Annotated in this window: 15 protein-coding genes; 8 read left to right on the top strand and 7 right to left on the bottom strand. The window is 51.9% G+C overall.

Annotation, left to right across the window (positions count from 1 at the left end; genetic code table 11):
• The gene (locus P2W70_RS04915; protein ID WP_276480322.1) at positions 1-906 is read right to left on the bottom strand and encodes a class I SAM-dependent methyltransferase; all 906 of its coding nucleotides are present in this window, start codon (positions 904-906) and stop codon (positions 1-3) included.
• Positions 907-987: 81 nt separating this feature from the next.
• Positions 988-2,229: a multiheme c-type cytochrome gene (locus tag P2W70_RS04910; protein WP_276480321.1), complete on the bottom strand. Its 1,242-nt coding sequence runs from the start codon at positions 2,227-2,229 to the stop codon at positions 988-990.
• Positions 2,230-2,387: 158 nt separating this feature from the next.
• Here P2W70_RS04910 and P2W70_RS04905 point away from each other — a divergent pair, with 158 nt between their 5' ends.
• A complete protein-coding gene (locus P2W70_RS04905; protein WP_276480320.1) occupies positions 2,388-3,014 on the top strand; it encodes an SRPBCC family protein in 627 nt (208 codons plus the stop codon).
• 5 nt (positions 3,015-3,019) lie between these two features.
• Here the strand turns inward: P2W70_RS04905 and P2W70_RS04900 are convergent, their stop codons facing one another.
• The gene (locus tag P2W70_RS04900) at positions 3,020-3,739 is read right to left on the bottom strand and encodes a DUF92 domain-containing protein (protein ID WP_276480319.1); all 720 of its coding nucleotides are present in this window, start codon (positions 3,737-3,739) and stop codon (positions 3,020-3,022) included.
• Positions 3,740-4,034: 295 nt separating this feature from the next.
• Between P2W70_RS04900 and P2W70_RS04895 the strand changes: the two genes are divergently transcribed.
• The 5 genes from P2W70_RS04895 to P2W70_RS04875 all read left to right on the top strand — a co-directional run bounded on the left by P2W70_RS04895 (position 4,035) and on the right by P2W70_RS04875 (position 13,244).
• On the top strand, positions 4,035-4,997 hold the full coding sequence (locus P2W70_RS04895) for an FHA domain-containing protein (protein WP_276480318.1): 963 nt from the start codon (positions 4,035-4,037) through the stop codon (positions 4,995-4,997).
• 89 nt (positions 4,998-5,086) lie between these two features.
• The gene (locus P2W70_RS04890; protein WP_276480317.1) at positions 5,087-6,490 is read left to right on the top strand and encodes a PP2C family protein-serine/threonine phosphatase; all 1,404 of its coding nucleotides are present in this window, start codon (positions 5,087-5,089) and stop codon (positions 6,488-6,490) included.
• Between the two features lie 2 nt (positions 6,491-6,492).
• Complete coding sequence (locus P2W70_RS04885) at positions 6,493-8,241, top strand: serine/threonine protein kinase (protein ID WP_276480316.1); 1,749 nt, start codon at positions 6,493-6,495, stop codon at positions 8,239-8,241.
• 18 nt (positions 8,242-8,259) lie between these two features.
• The gene (locus P2W70_RS04880; RefSeq protein ID WP_276480315.1) at positions 8,260-12,312 is read left to right on the top strand and encodes an FtsW/RodA/SpoVE family cell cycle protein; all 4,053 of its coding nucleotides are present in this window, start codon (positions 8,260-8,262) and stop codon (positions 12,310-12,312) included.
• Positions 12,313-12,353: 41 nt separating this feature from the next.
• Positions 12,354-13,244 (top strand): FHA domain-containing protein, encoded by an 891-nt coding sequence (locus tag P2W70_RS04875; RefSeq protein WP_276480314.1) that lies wholly within the window; start codon positions 12,354-12,356, stop codon positions 13,242-13,244.
• 32 nt (positions 13,245-13,276) lie between these two features.
• Here the strand turns inward: P2W70_RS04875 and P2W70_RS04870 are convergent, their stop codons facing one another.
• The 4 genes from P2W70_RS04870 to P2W70_RS04855 are packed head-to-tail and all read right to left on the bottom strand — an operon-like array spanning position 13,277 to position 16,035.
• On the bottom strand, positions 13,277-14,104 hold the full coding sequence (locus P2W70_RS04870) for a formylglycine-generating enzyme family protein (protein WP_276480313.1): 828 nt from the start codon (positions 14,102-14,104) through the stop codon (positions 13,277-13,279).
• A 10-nt stretch (positions 14,105-14,114) separates the two neighbouring features.
• The gene (locus P2W70_RS04865; RefSeq protein WP_276480312.1) at positions 14,115-14,855 is read right to left on the bottom strand and encodes a hypothetical protein; all 741 of its coding nucleotides are present in this window, start codon (positions 14,853-14,855) and stop codon (positions 14,115-14,117) included.
• Positions 14,856-14,885: 30 nt separating this feature from the next.
• Entirely contained in the window at positions 14,886-15,269 is a 384-nt protein-coding gene (locus P2W70_RS04860; RefSeq protein WP_276480311.1) for a DUF3037 domain-containing protein, read from the bottom strand.
• Positions 15,247-16,035, bottom strand: a complete 789-nt coding sequence (locus tag P2W70_RS04855) for a HipA family kinase (protein ID WP_276480310.1) — start codon at positions 16,033-16,035, stop codon at positions 15,247-15,249. The genes P2W70_RS04860 and P2W70_RS04855 overlap by 23 nt, the downstream gene beginning before the upstream one ends.
• A gap of 200 nt (positions 16,036-16,235) precedes the next feature.
• Between P2W70_RS04855 and P2W70_RS04850 the strand changes: the two genes are divergently transcribed.
• Together P2W70_RS04850 and ppk1 are read left to right on the top strand one after the other, a co-directional pair.
• Entirely contained in the window at positions 16,236-17,105 is an 870-nt protein-coding gene (locus P2W70_RS04850) for an AraC family transcriptional regulator (protein ID WP_276480309.1), read from the top strand.
• A 508-nt stretch (positions 17,106-17,613) separates the two neighbouring features.
• Positions 17,614-19,662: a polyphosphate kinase 1 gene (gene ppk1, locus P2W70_RS04845; protein ID WP_276480308.1), complete on the top strand. Its 2,049-nt coding sequence runs from the start codon at positions 17,614-17,616 to the stop codon at positions 19,660-19,662.
• The last annotated feature ends 26 nt before the right edge of the window (positions 19,663-19,688 follow it).

Genomic DNA, 19,688 nt, shown 5'->3' with positions numbered 1-19,688 from the left:
CTACAGTTTGATGTGCAGGAACAGGTTCACGCCCGCTGCTTCCTGCGCTATGCTTACCTGTTCTTTACGCGCACCAGCTTCCAGTGCCAGCGCCTCCAGGGTAGCTGCAGATCGGTGATGCAGGAACCAGTCACCAAATAGTTCCATAAAGCCCTGGCTGGGGTTGGTATCGCTGAAGTTGCCAACGATGATCTCGCCGCCTGGTTTAGTCCAGCGCATGAACCGACGCAATATCTTCACAAATACGCTGTCGGTGAAATAGTCGAACAGCCCCGCACTCCACACGATATCATAGCTTCCGGCAGCGTCATAACGGAATATATTCTGCTGGATAAAGTTGATCTGGTCGATATGCCCTGCGTTGAGCGTACGCGCATAGGCAATCGCCCGTTCATCCGCCTCAATACAGGTAGTGTGCAGCTGCGCAGGATTGATCATCCCGTATAGTTCTGCCAGATCCCTCGCCGGGCCGCTGGCCACATTCAATAGTTGAAGTGACTTACCGGTTGCCAGCTGCCGGGTCATTAGACTTTTAAAATAGTCCTTCCGATTGCGGACAGCCTTCGTGGCATCGAGGTGGTGCCATAACCGGTCCCAGTTGGCATACCGCTCGTCCGTAGTAACATGCTGACGATAGATCTTGTCGATGATCAGGAAGTCGCCGGCGTAGCCAAAGGGTTTACGGATGGAATGACCATGCAGGGTTTGTGCGAGGCAATCGTCACTAAAGGAAGATTGAAGCACTTGCAGATCTACAGCAGAATATTCCCCTGCCAGGTAGGCGGCATACAGTTCCTGGGTAGCGCTGGTCAGCGACGCATATTCCTGTACGCTGGGACCTCCCCGGGCAATCAGTTGGTGTAACAAAGTGGCTGGATGAGTAATGGCATGGCTGGTGGTAAGCATCGTAGTTTGTTTTATTGAGGTGTAAAGATGCAGCCACCCCAAGCCATCCTTCAGGCCCACTTAACCAATAAGCCATTGTACTTAACGATTGCCCACACTGTCTTTCTTCAGCAGGGCCAGCAGACGTGCCGTCTCATCGGGGTAGATCCTGATGAGGTGTGTGCGGATCATGTCAGGCGTAGGACTTTGCTGCCCGTTCGTCAGTAGCGCGATCTTATTGGAAGCCTGCAGCGGCATATGGCAGTCGATACAGTTGATGGCCAGCGTGGCAGCCGGCAGTTCTTTAAACGTACAGAAGGAGGTGCTGGCGGGCGCATGGCAACTTTGGCATTTGGCCGATAGTGCTGGTAGATTGTTGCGCTCCGTGGTATGGGTATTGTGACAGGAAGAACAGTTCATGGCTGTGCTTTTGCGAAAGCAGACACTGGCAGTAAAGAGCTGGTATTGGTTGCCGTGTACATCCATTTCGTCCGCCTTATTGCTGCGGGTAAAGTCGGGATAATAATAGTCGGTCAGTGCATCCCCCGGTTTGAAATTGAACATCGATTGCTGGGTGGCCTTCAGGCCAGAATGACACAACGCACACTGGTCCAGCTTGGCCTGGTTACTAAGGGCAGCGATCCGAACGATATGTTGTGCCTTCTTCTCCTTGGGATGTTGCTGGTGAAAGTTGACATGCTCCGCCGCCGCACCATGACAACGTTCACAATCGATACCGTATACGATCTGGTTATCTTCAAACTCTTCCACGGCCGTCACGCCCTGTTGCTTAACGGCTTTCACCCCCACCATAGAGCTATGACACCCGAAGCAGGTGCTCGGTATCACCCGGTCAAATTTGGGATGCGTAGCCGGAAACCCCGGACTATTGGCCCAGCTATGCGCCGGCACAAAATACGATACCGGTAGTTGTTTGAATTGACCGCCCAGCCAGTACAGATAGGTTTGCGCTTTACGGCCCGACCCGATCGCCACATCGAAGGGAAAACTGTTTTGCATGGCGCCCCCAATGTAGCTAGTCTGGTACAAGCCGCCTGCTTTGTCTTCCATCACCACCCGGTTGTCGCCCGAATAGGTAAATACATTATCGGGCGGTGCAAACGAGCCCTTTATGGATTGGCGGTTACCAGGATGAGAGGTGTTGGCGTGTGCCGTACTGTGGTAACTGTCTACAATGTTTTGATGGCAACCGGCACAAGATGCTGATCCTGCAAAGGCAGGACCCCGGAGATCTTGCGTGCTGGCCTTGCTATCAACGCATTGCGATAAAATGGTGATGCAGGCGGCAATAAGGCCAATAATGGAAAGCAGTCGTTTGTTCATGTCCCCGGTATGATACTTAAATATAAGGAACCGCCGGCTTTTATACAATTCAACCGCAGGATACCACAACTCAATAGAAATTCATTGGCCCTCCGCACCTGATTGACCACATTTGTAGGGCATACAATAACGGTCATTGTACCACTAAAAGTAATAGCATGAAAGCAATTCCCTCCCTGGTATGCCTGCTCGCGCTGGTGGCCTGGAACACAGCGCCCAACGACGGCGATTTCAAACTGGTGAAGCAGGATAAGATCATATCCCTGTATGAACGCTGGATACCTGGCCCGGGAGAAGACCAGATCCGGGAAGTGAAGGCTGTTTTTGAAGTAAAGGCCGATATGGAGGCTGCCATTACCTTACTCACCGATCAGGCGAAAGGCCAGGAATGGAATGCCAATGCCAAACAATACAAGGTGATCGTAACCGGCGCTCGCAGCCAGTGGATAACCTATACCCGCTACAATATCCCCTGGCCATTTGGCGACCAGGATTGTTGCCTGCAACATCAGGTGTATAAAACAACAGGCAGCCAGCGGTCGGGTACCATTCAGTTTGAAAGTATCGCCCACACCCAATTTCCGGTGACGGGTTCGGTAACACGTATACAGGGCACCCGCGGCAAATGGTATTTCGAAGAACTGCCTGGCAACAAGATGCGAGTTTCCTATATCATATCTACCAACCGTAGCAAGAAAGTTCCCCGCTGGGTAGCCGACCCCATCGTGCGCAATAACTTATTCAGCTCGATGACCAGTTTTCGCACAATGCTGGAGAAACCCTGAATAACTTACCGGAATAACAATACCAGCAATGCCGCAAAGAGGGTAGTGAAAAGGTTGACCAGGTCATTGTGGAGCAGCTGTTTTCTTTCCAGCGCAGCACCCAGTACGGAGTCGAACAGGTTGCCGGCAGTTCCGGTGATCATGATGACGAGGAAGCCACGATCTAAGCCTACGAACAGGGCATAAATACCAGCTATAATCGTACTGCCGGCAAGGCCCAGCAACGTTCCCTCCACGCTGACCACGCCATCAAGCCCACGCTCTTCTTTACGGAAATGGAGGATGTTGAAAAAACGTTTGCCGTATACCGTCCCCAACTCGGAAGACAACGTGTCGGCGGTGGCGGCAGAAAGACTGGCTGCCATCATCAGTACATATAATGACCTGTGTGTAGGATCCAGCAAGGAGATCAACCCCACCATGGCCGCTACGCCGCCATTCGCCAGCACCTGGCTGGCCTTTCTTTTTTCGCTATCTGGTTCGTTGCCGGACACCTGCGCTTTGTTTGCTCGCTGATGACGGGTGGCCAATACCCCCAATACAAAGAACGTGACGAGCAGGCTGAGTCCCGCATAGCCACCACCCACCAATACCAGGAAGCCCACAATGCCGGCGGTTACAGAAGCCGCTACAGTTAGTTTGCCGGCTTTTACACTCAGCCACATGCCGGTCAGGATGCACAAACCTGTTACCAGGTATCCGAGATGCGTAGTAGTTACTGTCACGGCGCTAAGCTAAATAAAATACACTGCTTCTTAGGCAACTCTTAATGGACTGTACGTGTCGGCCCGATCAATTTCCATTTTAACGTTTCCTAAATACAATAAATACCGGCCCGCCTCCGTTTTTGCGCGCACTTTTCAAAAGAGCCTCACTCACTCATTATTCTCTTAATGAATTCCTAAAGGCTTAGCGTGCAAGGGCTTTTAAGGTTTCTTTATCACTCGTCAGCTTCATAATCTTCTACATTTAAGGCCTGATACACCTCCCTGTAATTTTTGGATAAAACAACCCGCTTTTATGAAGAGACGTCCAGGTGATATTTGGGGCGCCATGCGTAACTGGCTTGTACCGGAAAGTACCCGGGAAGTTCCGGTGCCATTGACCAATAACGATATGCTGCATGAACTGGTCGATTGCTTCGACGGTTCCTGCAAAACCGAATCGGTAGGCGCTAGTCTGGTATTCAACATGCATTTCCTGGTCATCCTTCATCCCGATGTATATGAACAACGGTTGCCTTCTTTTCCCGTAGTCGTGAAAGAAGCGGTGAAGATGTTTTACCGGAAGCTGGAGGGTTACAAAAAGAACTATGAAGACCTGGCGCCAGTTTCTTCACATTGGCAATTCAGGTTTGGCCCCGCTACCGAGTTCAATGGCGAAACCATCGGTCCCTACGATCTGAAGATCGTGGGCATGCTGACCGGCATTCGCACAGGAGCCCCCGCTGCCGACAGGCGGCACACTGCCAAGGTCACGATGAAGTCGAAGGCGACCAATGTATTTGATAAGATGGACATCAACCTCGATGTGTTGCGGCATATCCATTTTGCCGAAAGCGGCAACTTTACCGTCAAGTTCAGCAATGACCTCACGTTAGGCGGTGGCTCCCTGCTGAAACAGGCCCGCAACCTCGATGGCGGCCTGGCACGTATCGAATACCACCTGGGTGATAAGAACAAGAGCGATGTGTATACCATGAAGGATACCGAGATCGTCATAGCCCGCAAGGAACCGGAAAACCAGGGCTACAACAACTACCTGTTGATTGAGTCCAACTATGTTTCCAATCCCCATGCCCGCATCCGGCTCAACGAAGCCTCCGGCAAGTTTCAGATCGCTTCTTTCAGTGCCAACGAAACCAGGGTCAACGAGGTCGTGATAGCACGCAGTGATGTACAGTCGCCCCGCTGGTTCTACCTCGAGCCCCAAAGCCAGATCCTGTTGAACGGGATCATTACCCTTGAATTTAAACAACAATGAATATGGGAGCCGTGATCAGCACGTCGGTGCTCTGTGCATTCGTATTGTTCCTGTTGATCAGGCATTTCAAAAACCTGCCACGATAAAAGATGAAGAACATCCTCATAAACGGCACCACCGATCCGGGTAAACGACGCAAGGAGAACCAGGACGCCTTCATAGCCCGGCAGCTATGGAATAGCGACAATGCGTTGGTGGCAGTGATCGATGGCGTAGGCGGTTATACCGGCGGGGAAAAAGCAGCGGCGATAGCTAAAGAAAGTATTGCCCAATACATGGAGCACCCAAAGGGCGATACCCTCACCATGCTGCGCGAAGCCCTGATCTACGCCAACAACCGTATTGTGGAAGAAAGGAAGAAAGATCAGCTCATCAGTGAAATGTGTTGTGTGTTGACCGCAGTGGTAGCTGATGCCGCCAAGCAGCAGGTCTATTATGCACACGTAGGCGATACCCGACTGTACCGGTATCGCAACGGACTGCTACAAAAGCTCACGAAAGACCATTCCTTCGTGGGCATTCGGGAAGACGCGGGCGAAATGACCGAGCAGGAAGCCATGAGCCATCCCCAACGTAACCAGATATTGCGCGAAGTAGGGTCGACCCTGCACCGGCTCGATGATGAAGACTTTATGGATTATGGCAGCGAAGCGTTGCTGCCCGGGGACCAGTTGTTGCTCTGTAGCGATGGGCTCACCGATATGATTACTTCAAGGCAGATCACCACCATACTGGGTACTACCCAGGCGCTGCCCCACAAGGTCAACAGCCTGGTGGCATTGGCCAACGAAATGGGCGGCAATGACAACATCACGGTGGTGTTGCTCAAAAGAAAAGCCCCTGCGAAAAAGCAAGTGACCGTCACAGCGCCGGCCATACAAGCCCACGACGCAAAGCCCCATAGCCAGGCAACGCAAGCTGCACAAGAAGAAACGCAGTCTGCGGAGGTGATACAGCCAGTGCGCAGCACCTTCCGCAGAAATATCTATATAGCCGGTATTACGGTAGCCGTATTGGCAGGCATGGGGTGGTTTATGGCCCCGCCGCGCCCCATCGATGTAGCACCACCCCGCATACTGCCCATCGATAGTATTAAAACGGCAGGCGCAGCCGTTCGGGTCAACAATACCGCCGTGCCCGGCCCGGTAGAAGAAAAGACAGACACCCTGAAGATCAGCACCTCGAAAAGCTGGAACTATATCCGGCAATATGCCGATAGCGTTGGAAGAACCCTGGTGATACTGCCCGCTGATAAGAACAAGACCCGTTTTGCCGCCATCACCATCAATGAAAGGTCGGCAAAGCCCGGTGACACCATCCTCCTGAAAAACCTCCGACTTGCTCAGTTCGAAACCGGCTTTAGCGTACAGGTGCCTGTAATGCTGAAGACCGACAACCTCTCCTTCGAGAACATCAAATATCCATTCCAAAATCTTGTGAAAGCCGATAGCAGCCATCCTTCCCTATTGATCATGCACAACATCAAGCGATAACCATGGCTACTTCGATCTTTAAAGAGTATTTCAAAGGCTACGAGATCCTCGGTGAACTGGGCAGGGGTAACGCGCGGGTATTGAAAGCGCGCCATATGCTCACCGGAGAGCTGGTAGCGATCAAACATTTTGCCTTCAACACCGATCCCGATACCCTGCGCAGGTTTCAGCGCGAGTCGGAGATCATGAAGTCGATCCAGCACGACAACATCGTGAAGATCCTGGAAGTGCACCTGGATGCGGAATTGCCCTACATCGTCATGCAATTGATAGAAGGTGGTGACCTGCGCAGCCTGTTGCGGATACACCAAACCCTGGATATACCGGTATTGATCAGGCTGGCCCACCAGATGACCGAAGCACTCGACGCCATACATGCCAAAGCCGTCGTACACCGCGATGTGAAGCCAGAGAACATCATGTACCGTAAGCTACCCTCTGGTGAAGTACAATTCCTGCTCACCGATTTTGGGATCGCCAAATTACGCGAGTCAGACTCCGTCACCGTCACCGGCTCCTCGATGCTGACCTACGACTATGCGTCGCCCGAGCAGTTCAATCAATCCAGGAACGTGTCCACGCCCACTGATTTTTATTCGTTGGGCATTGTCTTATATGAATGTTTGACAGGTGTAGTACCATTCGAATACGAACAGGATGACCTGTTGATGCACATCAACCGGGTGATCGCTTCACCCGTTCCACGTCCGGTACTGCCCATGCACCGGTCCATGCCACCCAGCCTGCAATTACTGCTGGATGGATTGCTGACCAAGCAGGGCTCACACCGGTTGGCCGATCCCGTACAAGTGCGCCACCTGTTGAAGATGGCTGCCCTCGAAGACCTGCGCGGAATGCGTACCCTGGAGCCACCCGTGCGCAACGAGACGGTGAAGTATGTAGCGCCGGTAAAGCCGGAGGCCGGTAAACGCAAGGACATCACGTTTATCGCGGTCGTGCTCTTGCTGGTTAGTGGTGCCGTGTTTTTCTCCTGGACCACATTGGTCAGGTCCAAGGCCAGCGCCGCTGAAACAACCCCACCTGAACTCATGCCCACCAAGGTGCAGGACCCGAAATACAACCTGTCACATGGGCAACGTAGATCACCAGGCGATGCCATCAGTGGTCCCGAGGCACCATTGGCTGATCACCACAGCATGCCCCCCAACGAGCCTGCTGCGCAGCCTGGAATTTCACTCAATAATGGCATTTACTACAACGACTTCAGCAACCCGCTGGACAGTATATGGGATATTGGCAAAGACGAGACCAGTGAGTTTGACCTCGTCGATGGTAAATACGTGATGAAAGGCTTTGCCGATAGTCTCAGCTATTCTACCGCCGCCAAGTTCAACATCGATACCGATAAGGACTTTACCATATCCGCCAATACCACCCATTGGGGAGATAGCGCGGGCGATCCCTTTGGTATCAACTTTTGCGGTGATCAGCAGCAGGATGCCTGGTTCGTATTCTACATCACTTCCAATGGCTACTATTCCATTGGCTCGCTCGTCAAGGATGAATGGCACGTACTCGTCGACTGGACACCATCCGGTAATATCCGGCCCGATGCCGGTATGAATATGCTCACGGTAGAGAAACAAGGCAGCAGCCTTCATTTTCTCATCAACGACCGGCTGGAGAAGACCCTGGCCTTTGACCGCGGCTTCGGCAGCTACTTCGGCATGCGGGTCGATGGCGCGCAAACCGTATCATTCGATCAGCTCATTGTAAAAGGAACTCAATAAATCAACCAGTACAGCTACATGGCCGAGAAGGTAACATACACGGGTAAACAACAACGCAAAGAAGGCTGGTTATTGCTCAGCGGCGCCGCCCTTGTCTTGCTGTTGCTCTTCTTTCAATTGTACAAAGCCCTTGCACCCCAGCTCGATCGCACCGATACCTTGCTACTGGAAGGCAGAGCCGTAACGCTCGATCCATTCATGGATCGTGACCGCCTGCGAAAAGTGATCGGTGACGGCAGCTATTTCTCAGATCCGAAAGACGCGGAGTTATTGGTCGATACCCTTTCAGTACGGTTACTGGCTATCGGTAAGCCCGACAACCTGGGGGCCCTCAATAAAGGGGCTTTTGCCATTACAGCACCCCTTGATTGGAAACCGTCCATTGGTGGCGTCGACTTTGCCGACAGGCTACGTGCCTCCCGCATAAGATTGGGCTTCGATTCAGCACTATATGTACAGGAGCTTTCGGGTGCCACCAATGCCGGCGTAATGAGTGGCGTGTCCTCGGCTACTGCGGGTAAGTCAACCATCGGTACCGGCGATCAGGAGATGAGTGGCCTGGTCCTGAACCAGGATCAACCAATGGCGGGGGTATTGGTGCAACTACGCCAACACATCCCTTCCCTGGAAGAAGATTCGCTGACAGGTATCATTGGGTATGCACGTACCGATGCTCAGGGCAGGTTCAGCTTTGCAGGACTGTACCGCGATTCCGGCTACAGTGTATTGCCGCTCAAGCCAGGGTTTGAATTCGGAAGCCGCAAAGGCACCAGCGCCCTGAATGGCAAAGCCAATTATGCTTTCACCGCAAAGCCGCACAAGCTTCGTTTGATCGGCTCCATCGTATATGGACAGCTAAAGGAAGATGGCGCCCTGATCGTGCGCACACCCGACGACTTTCGCACCAGCTTCCAGATCATTGCCGGTGGCCTCATCCTGGCTTTCCTGCTGGTACAACTGATCCTTTCTGTTCGTAAGAAACAACCAGACGGCTATTTGCTGCCGGTGTTGCTGTTGCTGTGTGGTATCTCAGTGCTTACACTCTTCAGCATACAAAATCCCCTCACGGATTCTTTGCATGCCTTCCAAACCTTGCAAGGTATTGTCGCGGGCTTGGCAGCCTACACCATATTAGCCTCGTTCAATCCCGGTAAATGGTATGCCCGTTGGTGGTTCGATCCCTTGTTCAACTTCCGGCAAAAGAATATCTACCAGCACAAGGGATATACCTGGTTGGCGCTCGCGATACTACTGGCTCTCCTGACCCTGGCGATCGGTACCGGACCGGAAGGCAGCGGTGTAAAGGTCAATATTCAGCTGGCGGGACTCACCTTCCAACCCAGCGAGATCACCAAATACCTGTTGTTATTTTTCCTGGCAGCCTTCTTTGCCGCCAATGAAGAAGGGATCCGCAATTACTCGGATATACGCTGGCGCTTCCTGGTCAATTGGGGCGTCTTCGCAGGGATAGCAGCCATCCTCGGCTTGTACCTGATGATGGGCGATATGGGGCCGGCGTTGGTGGTGTGTTTTACTTTCTTATTCTTCTATAGCATTGCCCGCGGCAACCTCTTGCTCACGGTGCTGGCTGGTGTCGTGTATGGTTTATTGTTGTTGTGGCTACCCGGCTGGATGGCCACGGCGACGGCCTTGCTGCTCGTGTTGGTCACTTCGCTGGCCAAAGGTCATCTGCGCAGTACCAAATGGTATGGTGCTTTCGCCGCCATTGCCGATGCGCCGGTGATCATCATCCTGGTGATCGCTGCTTTCGCTTTTGGCGACCGGGTGCCAGGTATCGGGCAACGCCTGGCCGACCGCAAAGCCATGTGGCTCAGCCAATGGAACAACGATGTGTTTGGTGGTGATCACCTCGCCCATAGTTACTGGACACTGTCGTCGGGTGGATTGACCGGTCAGGGTATCGGCAAGGGATTCCCCAACACCATGCCCGCCTCTCATACCGATATGATATTGCCCAGTATCGGAGAAGAGTTGGGTTGGCTCGGATTGGTGGCTATTCTCTTATTATTCGGTGTACTGATCCATCGTACCTTTTTGATCGCACGCCGCTCAGGCCATCCTTTCACCTTTTATCTCTGCGCCGGCATCGCCATTACCATCGGTATTCAGTTGCTGATCATCGCAGGGGGCTCTATAGGGTTGCTGCCACTGACTGGCGTCGCCGTGCCCTTTCTCAGCTATGGTAAGATATCGCTGATCATCAACCTGGCGGCCATGGGTATCGTGGCCGGCATATCGGCCCGGGAAGGGCAGGAGGTGCAGCGCGAAAGGATTCAACGCTATTATGATCCCGTACTGGCAACAGGCATTGTATTCTTCCTCGCGGGTATCGTGGCGCTCGCGACCAAGGTGCTCACCATCCAGGTGTTGCAGCGCGATCAGTACATCGTGAAGCAGGCGCGGGTAGTGATGCGCAATGGCATACCCGTCTATAGTTACAATCCCCGCATCGATAAACTGATGCGCCTGTTGGCAGCGGGCAATGTATACGACCGGTATGGATTACCCGTAGCAACCAGCGAAACCGAGGTGTTGACCAGTCACCTGGATTCGCTGAAGAAAGCAGGACTGGAAGCCAGTGATTTGTCTGACCTCGTGCACAAACGGGTTCGCCGGTTTTATCCTTTTGCTTCGCAACTGTATTTCTGGACGGGCGATTACAATACCCGCCTCTTCTGGGGGCAGGCCAATGGTTATTTCGCAGAAGCCCGTCACCTGACGGCCCTGCGTGGTTTTGGTATCAGTCGCGAGATACAGGATTCGGTCTACACACAATACCAACCCGACCGATTCACCAAACCATTTTACAAGGCTGTACCCATGGTGTGCTATGACTATACGGCCCTGGTAGAAGGGTTGAAGAGTGGCATCGACAGCAACCAGGCAACCATCAAAGCCATCCGCGACAAAGACAGGGACATATACCTGTCGGTAGATGCTGCCTTGCAGGTAGAATTGCAGGATAGTCTGGCGAACAGTGCGTTCAAAAACCGGCGTATGTCGGTGGTTGTATTGGATGCCGTCTCTGGCGATATACTGGCGTCTGCCTTGTATCCATTGCCCAACCTGCAATCGCCCGAATTGATGGAACTGCCCGACCGGGAGCGACTGCGACTCGAAATGCCGGTTACGGAAAGAGACCTGGGGATGACCTATGCTACGGCACCAGGTTCTACGGCCAAGATACTGACAGCCATGGCCGGCCTTAATAAAATGGGCCTGGCAGCTACAGAAGTAAAATACACGGACATCACCCGCAACGAGATATTCCGCGACAACAAACGGGAGCAGGAACCATTTATTCCGAAAGTACCCTTCGTGGATATGCGCGAAGCGATCATCAACTCCAGCAATATCTATTTCATTCGCCTGGCCAATGAGCAACACCTCGAAGAGGAAATGGCCACCCTGTATGAAGCGACCGGTATGAACCTCGCACAACGGGGAGGGTACAATTACAACAATACCGCCGACAGATTACAGATTTCGGCCGACCTGGCTGCCTGGCGCAGTACCGTATTGAATCAGGACCGCAAGCAATACAATAACCCGAAGTATGCAGGCACCACCAAACGGTATAGAAGTGAGTTCTCTGGTCTCGCCTGGGGACAGAGTGTGTTGACAGCCACACCCGCCTCGATGGCGCGGATGGCAGGTAGTATCGCCAACGGCGGTGTGCTGCAGCCTTCGCGGTATGTGATCCGGGCTACCGGATCCGACGTGCCGGCAGCTACCCCCGTACAGGTAGCAAAGGATACGGCCTATGCGTCGATCCTGCGGCAGTACATGATCGAGCAGTCAAGCACACCCGGTAAGCTGAAGATCAAAGACACCCGTGTAGCTGGTAAGTCCGGTACACCGGAACGTATTGTGCGCGGTGAAAAGCTCTCGGACGGTTGGTATGTATTCTTTGCGCCCAACGCGGCTAATACTTCGTACACGGTTGCCTGTATTCGAATAGAAGAAGGGCAAAGCTCTGCCAACGCGGTATTACTGGCCAATACCATTGCCAAAGTGTTACAACGGCGAAACTATATGGGATCGTTTTAGTTAATTCCGGCAATGACCGGTCACCTATAAAAAGTAGTACAATGAAAAGCCTGATCAACAAACTGAAGAAAAGCTTTGGGCTTACGGAAGATGAGCCGGAAGAAACGCAAACCGCCACAACAACAGATACGGTGCCACCCGCACCCGCCAATACCATAATGCCCGTGACGCCCATCAAACGGGAAGCGATCACCAAATTCATCATACAGGCGTTGAAGCCCTATGTGGATGAACGAGGTATGTCACTGGCCGGCATGCGGCTATATGTGTTGTGTGCTGATCAGGAGCAGGAAGAGGCGGCGAAGATTGCGTTGTATGCAGACAAGCCCGGGGTTTTTCAGGCCGAATACCTGGAACGTAAGCTGGCCAATCAGTTCATACAACTGGAACCCAACTGGTTTTTTGAATACCAGCTGGTGCGAGATCAATTGCCGGCAGAGTGCATCCAGCACGGCACATACGGTATCAAAGTGACGCGTGCCGGTGATCAGGTGAAGGAGAAGTTCACCACGGCGATGCTGCAGATATTGGTGGGTCAGGCAGAACAATTCGAATACCTGCTAGATCCGAACATACAGCTACGCTTTAATATTGGCCGTAGCCGTTCTCCCCAACTGTCCACCGGCAAAGTACAGCTTAATGATATTGTCTTTCTCGCCAGCGGCGAGCCGGGCTACGATGAAGGGATTGGCAAAGCCAACCTGCACGTAAGCCGTAACCACGCATATATCGTGTACGATCCCAAACAGAACAAATACCTGCTGTATCCCGATAAAGGCGGTCTGCCCGATAGTGGCAACAAAGTGAAAGTACACACGGTTGATGATCGCATCAAAATGCTCAATATGTACGGTATCGCCCATCATCTCCAGGATGGCGACCAGATCGAGCTGGGGGGAGAAGCGGTGCTTCGCTTTAAGATTGGTCAGTAACCAGATCAATGTTTGAGTCGCCGATAAAGCCGTCAACGTGGCGCCCTGTTGTGTCCGGCGGGATATACGACCCGGAAGCCCTGGTTGCTGAAAGAGGCGCGGTGATATACGCTGCCAATGTCGTAGCTGTTGAAGAAATGACAGGAGAAGGGACTGCACCACCAGGAGCCACCCCGTGCATGAACCACGGTAGGTTTATGGTTGAGCTTCGTTTTACCGCTGCAAAACTCAAATACGTTCCCATACATATCATACAGTCCCCAGGGATTGGCCGCAAAACTTCCCACCGGGCTGGTAAACAAGTAACCATCCGAGCTGTCGGGTACCAGGTGGTCGGTCCTGTGCCAGGTATTGGCATATTGGCGCAGCAAACTGGTATCTTTTCCGAAGGAGAAGTCAGTAGTGGTACAGGCCCGGCAGGCTACTTCCCATTCATCCAAAGAAGGCAACCTAACGCCGGCCCAGCGGCAATAAGCCAGGATATCCTGGTAGCTGATACAGGTCACCGGGTGATCCATCTTGTGGTCGATGCTTCCGTATGTAATGCCGTTGGGATAGCGCCAGTTAGCCGTAGAGTCGTTGTGCCATTCAAACTCGGCCAGTCCAGGCCGATATACCAGCGCATCGTGCCGGCGCTCGGCATCGGTGATATAGCCGGTCGCTTTTACAAAGGCAGCAAACTCGGTATTGGTCGTCTCTTTTCGGGCAATCCGGAAAGCAGACAGCTTTACTGTCCGGTAAGGATTGATGCCATGGCCTTTTTTACCAACAATATACAGTCCACCGGGAATTACAACGTAGGGTGCAGCCACAGACGACTGTGCCTGGCCGCTCCAGGCATACAGTAGCAGTAGCCACAACAAAACAATATTACTTCGGAAGTTCATTGTAAAAGTCGGTCGCCCGCTTGATGATCAGCTCTTCGTTGGCAGCATTGAATATCAAAAAGCCATCATAGGTGGTGCCGGGAGCATACAATTTCTTATAGGAGAGCGACTCCATGAATACTTTGTATTCGTTGTTCTTCATAAGCAACATCAGTACAGTCAGCATATCATGGTCTTTCTTATTGCTATTGTAGTTGCTGATCAGGAAGGGGATCATTTCCCGTGCATTGATCTCGACGACAATGTGCTTAAGATTAAGGCCAAGCCTTTTACCGGTACCAACGCTTTCCTTGATCCAGGCCATCACGGAGTCTTTATTGGACCGGAAGAATTGGCGTTGTCGCTCTGCCCAGGTGTATTCACCAAAAGGATCGGACAGTTGACCAAATATCTTCTTGTGTTCGTCCTGAATGGGTGGCATGACGTCACAGTTCTGGTTGTAGGTTTCGGCATGGATCGCATGGTAAGTAAACTTCTCCCGCTGGGTTAGTTTCAGGTATTCTGATTGTTTCAGTATTTCAGTACCATCATTGTTCTCTGAGTCCTTAAATTCGATAGCCTTCACTAGTGTCTGAACCTTTTTCAGGCTGAAAGGGGGAAACGTCAGCTGCATACTGTAAGTATGATAAGCCTGGCTCTCTTTACTGGCCTCCTTCCATTCTTCTTGCGCGCACACTGACAATACAGTCGCCAAAAGGCAGATTGATAACAGAAGTCTTTTCATGTGATGGGGTTAAAGGGATTAGCGTATAGTTCACAGCACAAGTTTCTCGTGCAATCTGTTGAGGGTTGTTTGTGGATCGATGCTAAAGCCCGGGTGGATCTTCGAGCTTTGCACAATGGTGCTGCGGGTCGCTGTCAGCCACCGGAACCGCGAAGCCATATCCAGTTTGGCAATGGGCCCGCCGGCCGCTATGCCCTGGCAGATATGGTCAAAAGCGCACAGGTAAGCTTGCACTTCCTCGATGTCGAGCTGCGGGCAGAAAGCACGCAGCCGATCCTTGTCGAGCGTGTATTTCACTTGCAGAAAAGCTGGCCTTCTGCAGTACAGCACTACCCCCACGTTGAGGAATTCCTCCCGTTCCACCCTCGGCACCACGCGGATCACCGCATATTCAAATAAATGTTGTTCTTGCATGTAGTGCTTCTTTTACAAATAGGGAAGAGGAGGCAACCCGGGTTAATAAAAACTGTACATATACTTCACGTCGGGCAGCGGCTGGTTCATCCGCGCCAGTCTCCAGCCATTCGTCGGGAACTAGGTTCACGATGCTGCGGATACGTTCTTCCGTCAGCAACGGTTTGAAAGTGGCATCCACGGCCTCCAGCTCACTGGCCTGTGGCAGCAACACATGATCCCTGACAGGGGCGAAGGGACGTTTGGCCTGTTCTTCCCAATTGGTCCAGCTATGGTGGAAGTAAAGCGCAGCGCCATGGTCGATCAGCCACAACTCCTTATTCCAGATCAACATGTTCGTATTGCGGGCAGTACGGTCTACATTGGTCAGCAGGCAGTCGAGCCAAACGATCTCGGAAGCCAGCCGTGCAGGCAGTTTGGTGACAGCAGGGTCATAGGTAATAGAACCCGACAGATAATGCAACGCCAGGTTGATGCCCACACTTGCCTTCAGCAGGTCCTGGATCTCTTCATCGGGTTCCGTACGGCCAAAGGCCGCATCGAGCCGGGCGAATACGATCTCGGGCACTCTAAACCCCAGGCTGCGGGCCAGTTCTCCGCCGATCAGTTCGGCGATCAAGGCTTTTACACCCTGCCCTGCCCCCCGGAATTTCAATACATACAGAAATTCATCGTCGGCCTCGGCGATAGCTGGCAGCGAGCCGCCTTCCCGCAGCGGTGTCACGTACCGGATCACGTTCACAGTTCTTAATTGCAGCTCATTCATAATTACTAGTCTGTTCGGTATGATACGGGTATTGCCGCCATGCCTGTAAAAGAAATAGTCAAATACGTCATTTGTTAAACAAACCGGGCCTGAAATTAAAGCCAATTTTCAACTTGTACAAACAACAAAGCGGCGCCCATCGCGGTCTTATCCATCATGCGCTGAATTTTCCTAATTTCATCCCCTAAATCCAGGCATTCATGGCGATCACCCCAGTATTGGAAATAGGGAAATCTGTGGCTAATGTACCGTTCGAGATCCATACCATGGACTGGATCGCCCAAAACAGGTTCCAGCAAAACGAAGTACCACACCGCCACAGCTATTTTGTGATCATCTGGATCAAGCATGGATCGGGCGTGCATTATATCGATGTTGACCGGTACGAGCTGGAAAACGATACCGTGTATTGCCTTACACCCGGCCAGATTCACCAATTGAAAGTAACTGGCCCGGCTGATGGCTATGTAATCTCTTTCACCGCCGATTTTCTGGGGGCCAACGAAGACAATGTCAACCTGCTCTTCAATACCGGCTTGTTTTATACCTTCTCCCACTCACCCGTGATCAAAGTGTCGCCCGAAATGGCAGAAGACATGGGCGAGATCGTCGTCAAGATGATGAAGGAGTTTTCCAACTTCTTCCTGCTGCGGTCCGAGATACTGCGCGGGTTCCTTAAGATATTCCTGATCTACCTCACGCGTCAGTTCGAAGGGGTAGAAGCCTATGTACACCAGCCACGCAACGTAGACCTTACCAAGAAGTTCCTTACCCTGCTCGAGCAGCAGTATACTTCCAAAAAGATGGTCGCCGACTATGCCGACCAGTTGGCCGTGACGCCCAACTACCTCAATGAAGTCGTCAAGAAAGTCTCCGGCTTTCCGGCCAGCCACCATATCCAGCACCGCATCATACTTGAAGCCAAACGGCAGGCCGCTTATTCGGATGTCAGCATGAAAGAAATTGCCTGGCACCTGGGCTTCGATGATGTAGCCCATTTCAGCAAATTCTTCAAGAATGTCGCGGGCTCCAGTTTCTCCGATTTCAGGAAGGAATTGACCGTGCGATAGACAGAGGGGATTATTGTGTTGTGAGGGGCCCGCTGATTTGACACGCAGCAATGGCCTGGAAAGCGTATGCCCGCCTGTACTGCAGCCTACAAATGATTTTTACAATTTTTACCCTTATTTAGGAATTGACTTGACCCTGCTTGTCGAAGTATCTTTGTTCTACATCAGAGCAATGGCAATACAATAGAATCCGGTCAGAGTTACAGTAGTTGGTTGTTTAGGTTAGGGTAAAAAAAGGGCTGCCTTCTTAGGAAGTGGCCCTTTCCTGTTTACATATTAGCGATTCTTTTTACTTTTGACTATCGGGCAACAAAATGGCATAAAACGTGCAACCGTGATCAATAACAACGGTAAATTGTACAAGTGTAGCCCTTGTTTATCAATTGCAATTGTATAATACCGACAATACTTTTGGGGGACCTGGTTTGAAAGCGAAGTCACCTAACCGGCAGGACCAGTAGCACTGTCACAATGCCTGGTTGAATAATACGACAGGTTATAATTTTGTATGCATACAACCGATTTTTTCAGCAGGGATCTCAGTTGGCTCTCTTTTAACGAGCGGGTACTGATGGAAGCCGGCCGGCCTACGGTGCCGCTGGCCGAACGGATCAGGTTCCTGTCTATCTATTCTTCCAATCTCGACGAGTTTTATCGCGTGCGTATGCCCGCCCTGATGGCACTGCAGAAGATCAATAAATCGAAAGCCGCGAAAGAACCTATTTATACCGGCGCACTTGAAGAAGCCAAATTGATCATACACCGGCAGCAGGAGTTGTATGGACAAACCATTGCCGGTATACTCCCGCAGCTGGAGCAATACCAGCTCAGGCTATTATATAATACACCACTACCGGTGGAGATATTGCCCGAGTTGTGTGAATACTTCTTTACGCAGGTACTGGCTTTCCTGCAACCCGTTTTCTTGTCCAGCCTGCGGCCCGATTTCTTTCCAGCCAACAACAAGCTGTACCTCGTGGCAGGCCTGCAGTTGCCCGGCAGAAAAACGGAATATGCTATTGTCAACATACCCTCCGACAGTCTGCCCCGCTTCAAAGCTTTTACTGCCAATGGCATAACTTATATCGTTTTCCTGGAAGATATTATCCGGCAACACCTGCCGGCCATTTTCCGTGACGCTACGATTACCGGCGCCTGGAATGGTAAGATCACCCGTGATGCCGAACTGGAGCTTACCGACGACTTTGAAGAAGACATGGCGGGTAAGATCGAGAAACAGATCAGCAAACGGGATTATGGATTCGCCACCCGTTTCCTGTACCAGCCCGGGCTTCCGGCAGATTGCCTCGACGCATTGATCCGGCAGTTTGGATTGACCAATGCCAGTATTGTAGCCGGCGGCACTTACCACAACCTGAAAGACCTCGCGTCCCTGCCGTTCAATAGCCAGGTACCACAGTATCCGGCCTGGCCATCGATCATCCCGGCTGTCGCGGCCAGTAGCCAATCTATTTTTGATGCCATTGCCGCCAAAGACATTGTGCTGCATCCCCCTTATCAGTCCTATAATACCGTATTACGCTTCTTCAATGAAGCGGCCATCGATCCGGCAGTCTCCGAGATCTATGTGACACTGTACCGCGTAGCCGATGATTCGAAGATCGTGCATGCCCTCATCAGCGCCGCAAAGAATGGCAAGCAGGTCACCGTACTGGTGGAGCTCAAAGCCCGCTTCGATGAAGCCAACAACATACGCTGGGCCCGGCGGATGAAAGATGCCGGCGTAAAGATCCTCTATTCCGATGCCTCCCTGAAAGTGCATGCCAAGATCGCCCTCGTGAAAAGAAAGGATAAGATCGGGGTGTATTACGCGGGGTTACTCGCCACCGGCAACCTCAATGAAAGTACAGCACGTTTCTATACCGATCATATATTGCTGACGGCAGACTATGCCATGCTGAAAGAGATGGAACAATTGTTCCAGCTACTTAGCCAGCGCAGGAAGATCGCCGGCGCTTCGCTTAAATTCAATAAGCTGCTGGTAGCCCAGTTCAACCTGCAGAAAGTATTCCTCGACCTCATCGACCGTGAGATCGACCTGTCGAAGAGAGGCATACCTGCTGCCATTACCATCAAGCTCAATAACCTCGAAGAGAAAAAGCTCATCGCCAAATTGTACGAAGCTTCGCAGGCAGGGGTACGTATACAACTGCTGGTACGCAGTATTTGTTGCCTCATGCCCGGGTTACCCGGACTGAGCGAAAATATCACCGTAAAACGCATTGTTGACCGCTACCTCGAGCATGGGCGGGTATTCCTGTTTCACAATGCCGGACAGGAAGAGTTGTACATGGGTTCCGCCGATTGGATGGATCGCAATATCTACCGGCGCATTGAAGTCTGTTTCCCCGTGTATGACCGGGACATCCAGGAAGAGGTCAAACATATCCTGCAATTGCAACTGAGTGACAATGTACAGGCTGTTCAACTGGATGCCAGGCTGCAGAATCACCCGGTACAAAGCGAAGGGGAGAAGGTCCGCTCACAAGAAGCCATCTACCAGTATCTCCGAGTTAAATCAACAACAAAACAGTAAGACGCTACGATAAACGAACTAACTGA

It is taken from the genome of Paraflavitalea pollutisoli (assembly GCF_029360705.1).
In the GTDB taxonomy this organism is placed as follows: domain Bacteria; phylum Bacteroidota; class Bacteroidia; order Chitinophagales; family Chitinophagaceae; genus Paraflavitalea; species Paraflavitalea pollutisoli.
The sequence above is the reverse complement of the archived record's forward strand: the minus strand, read 5'-3'. Positions and strand labels throughout refer to the sequence as shown.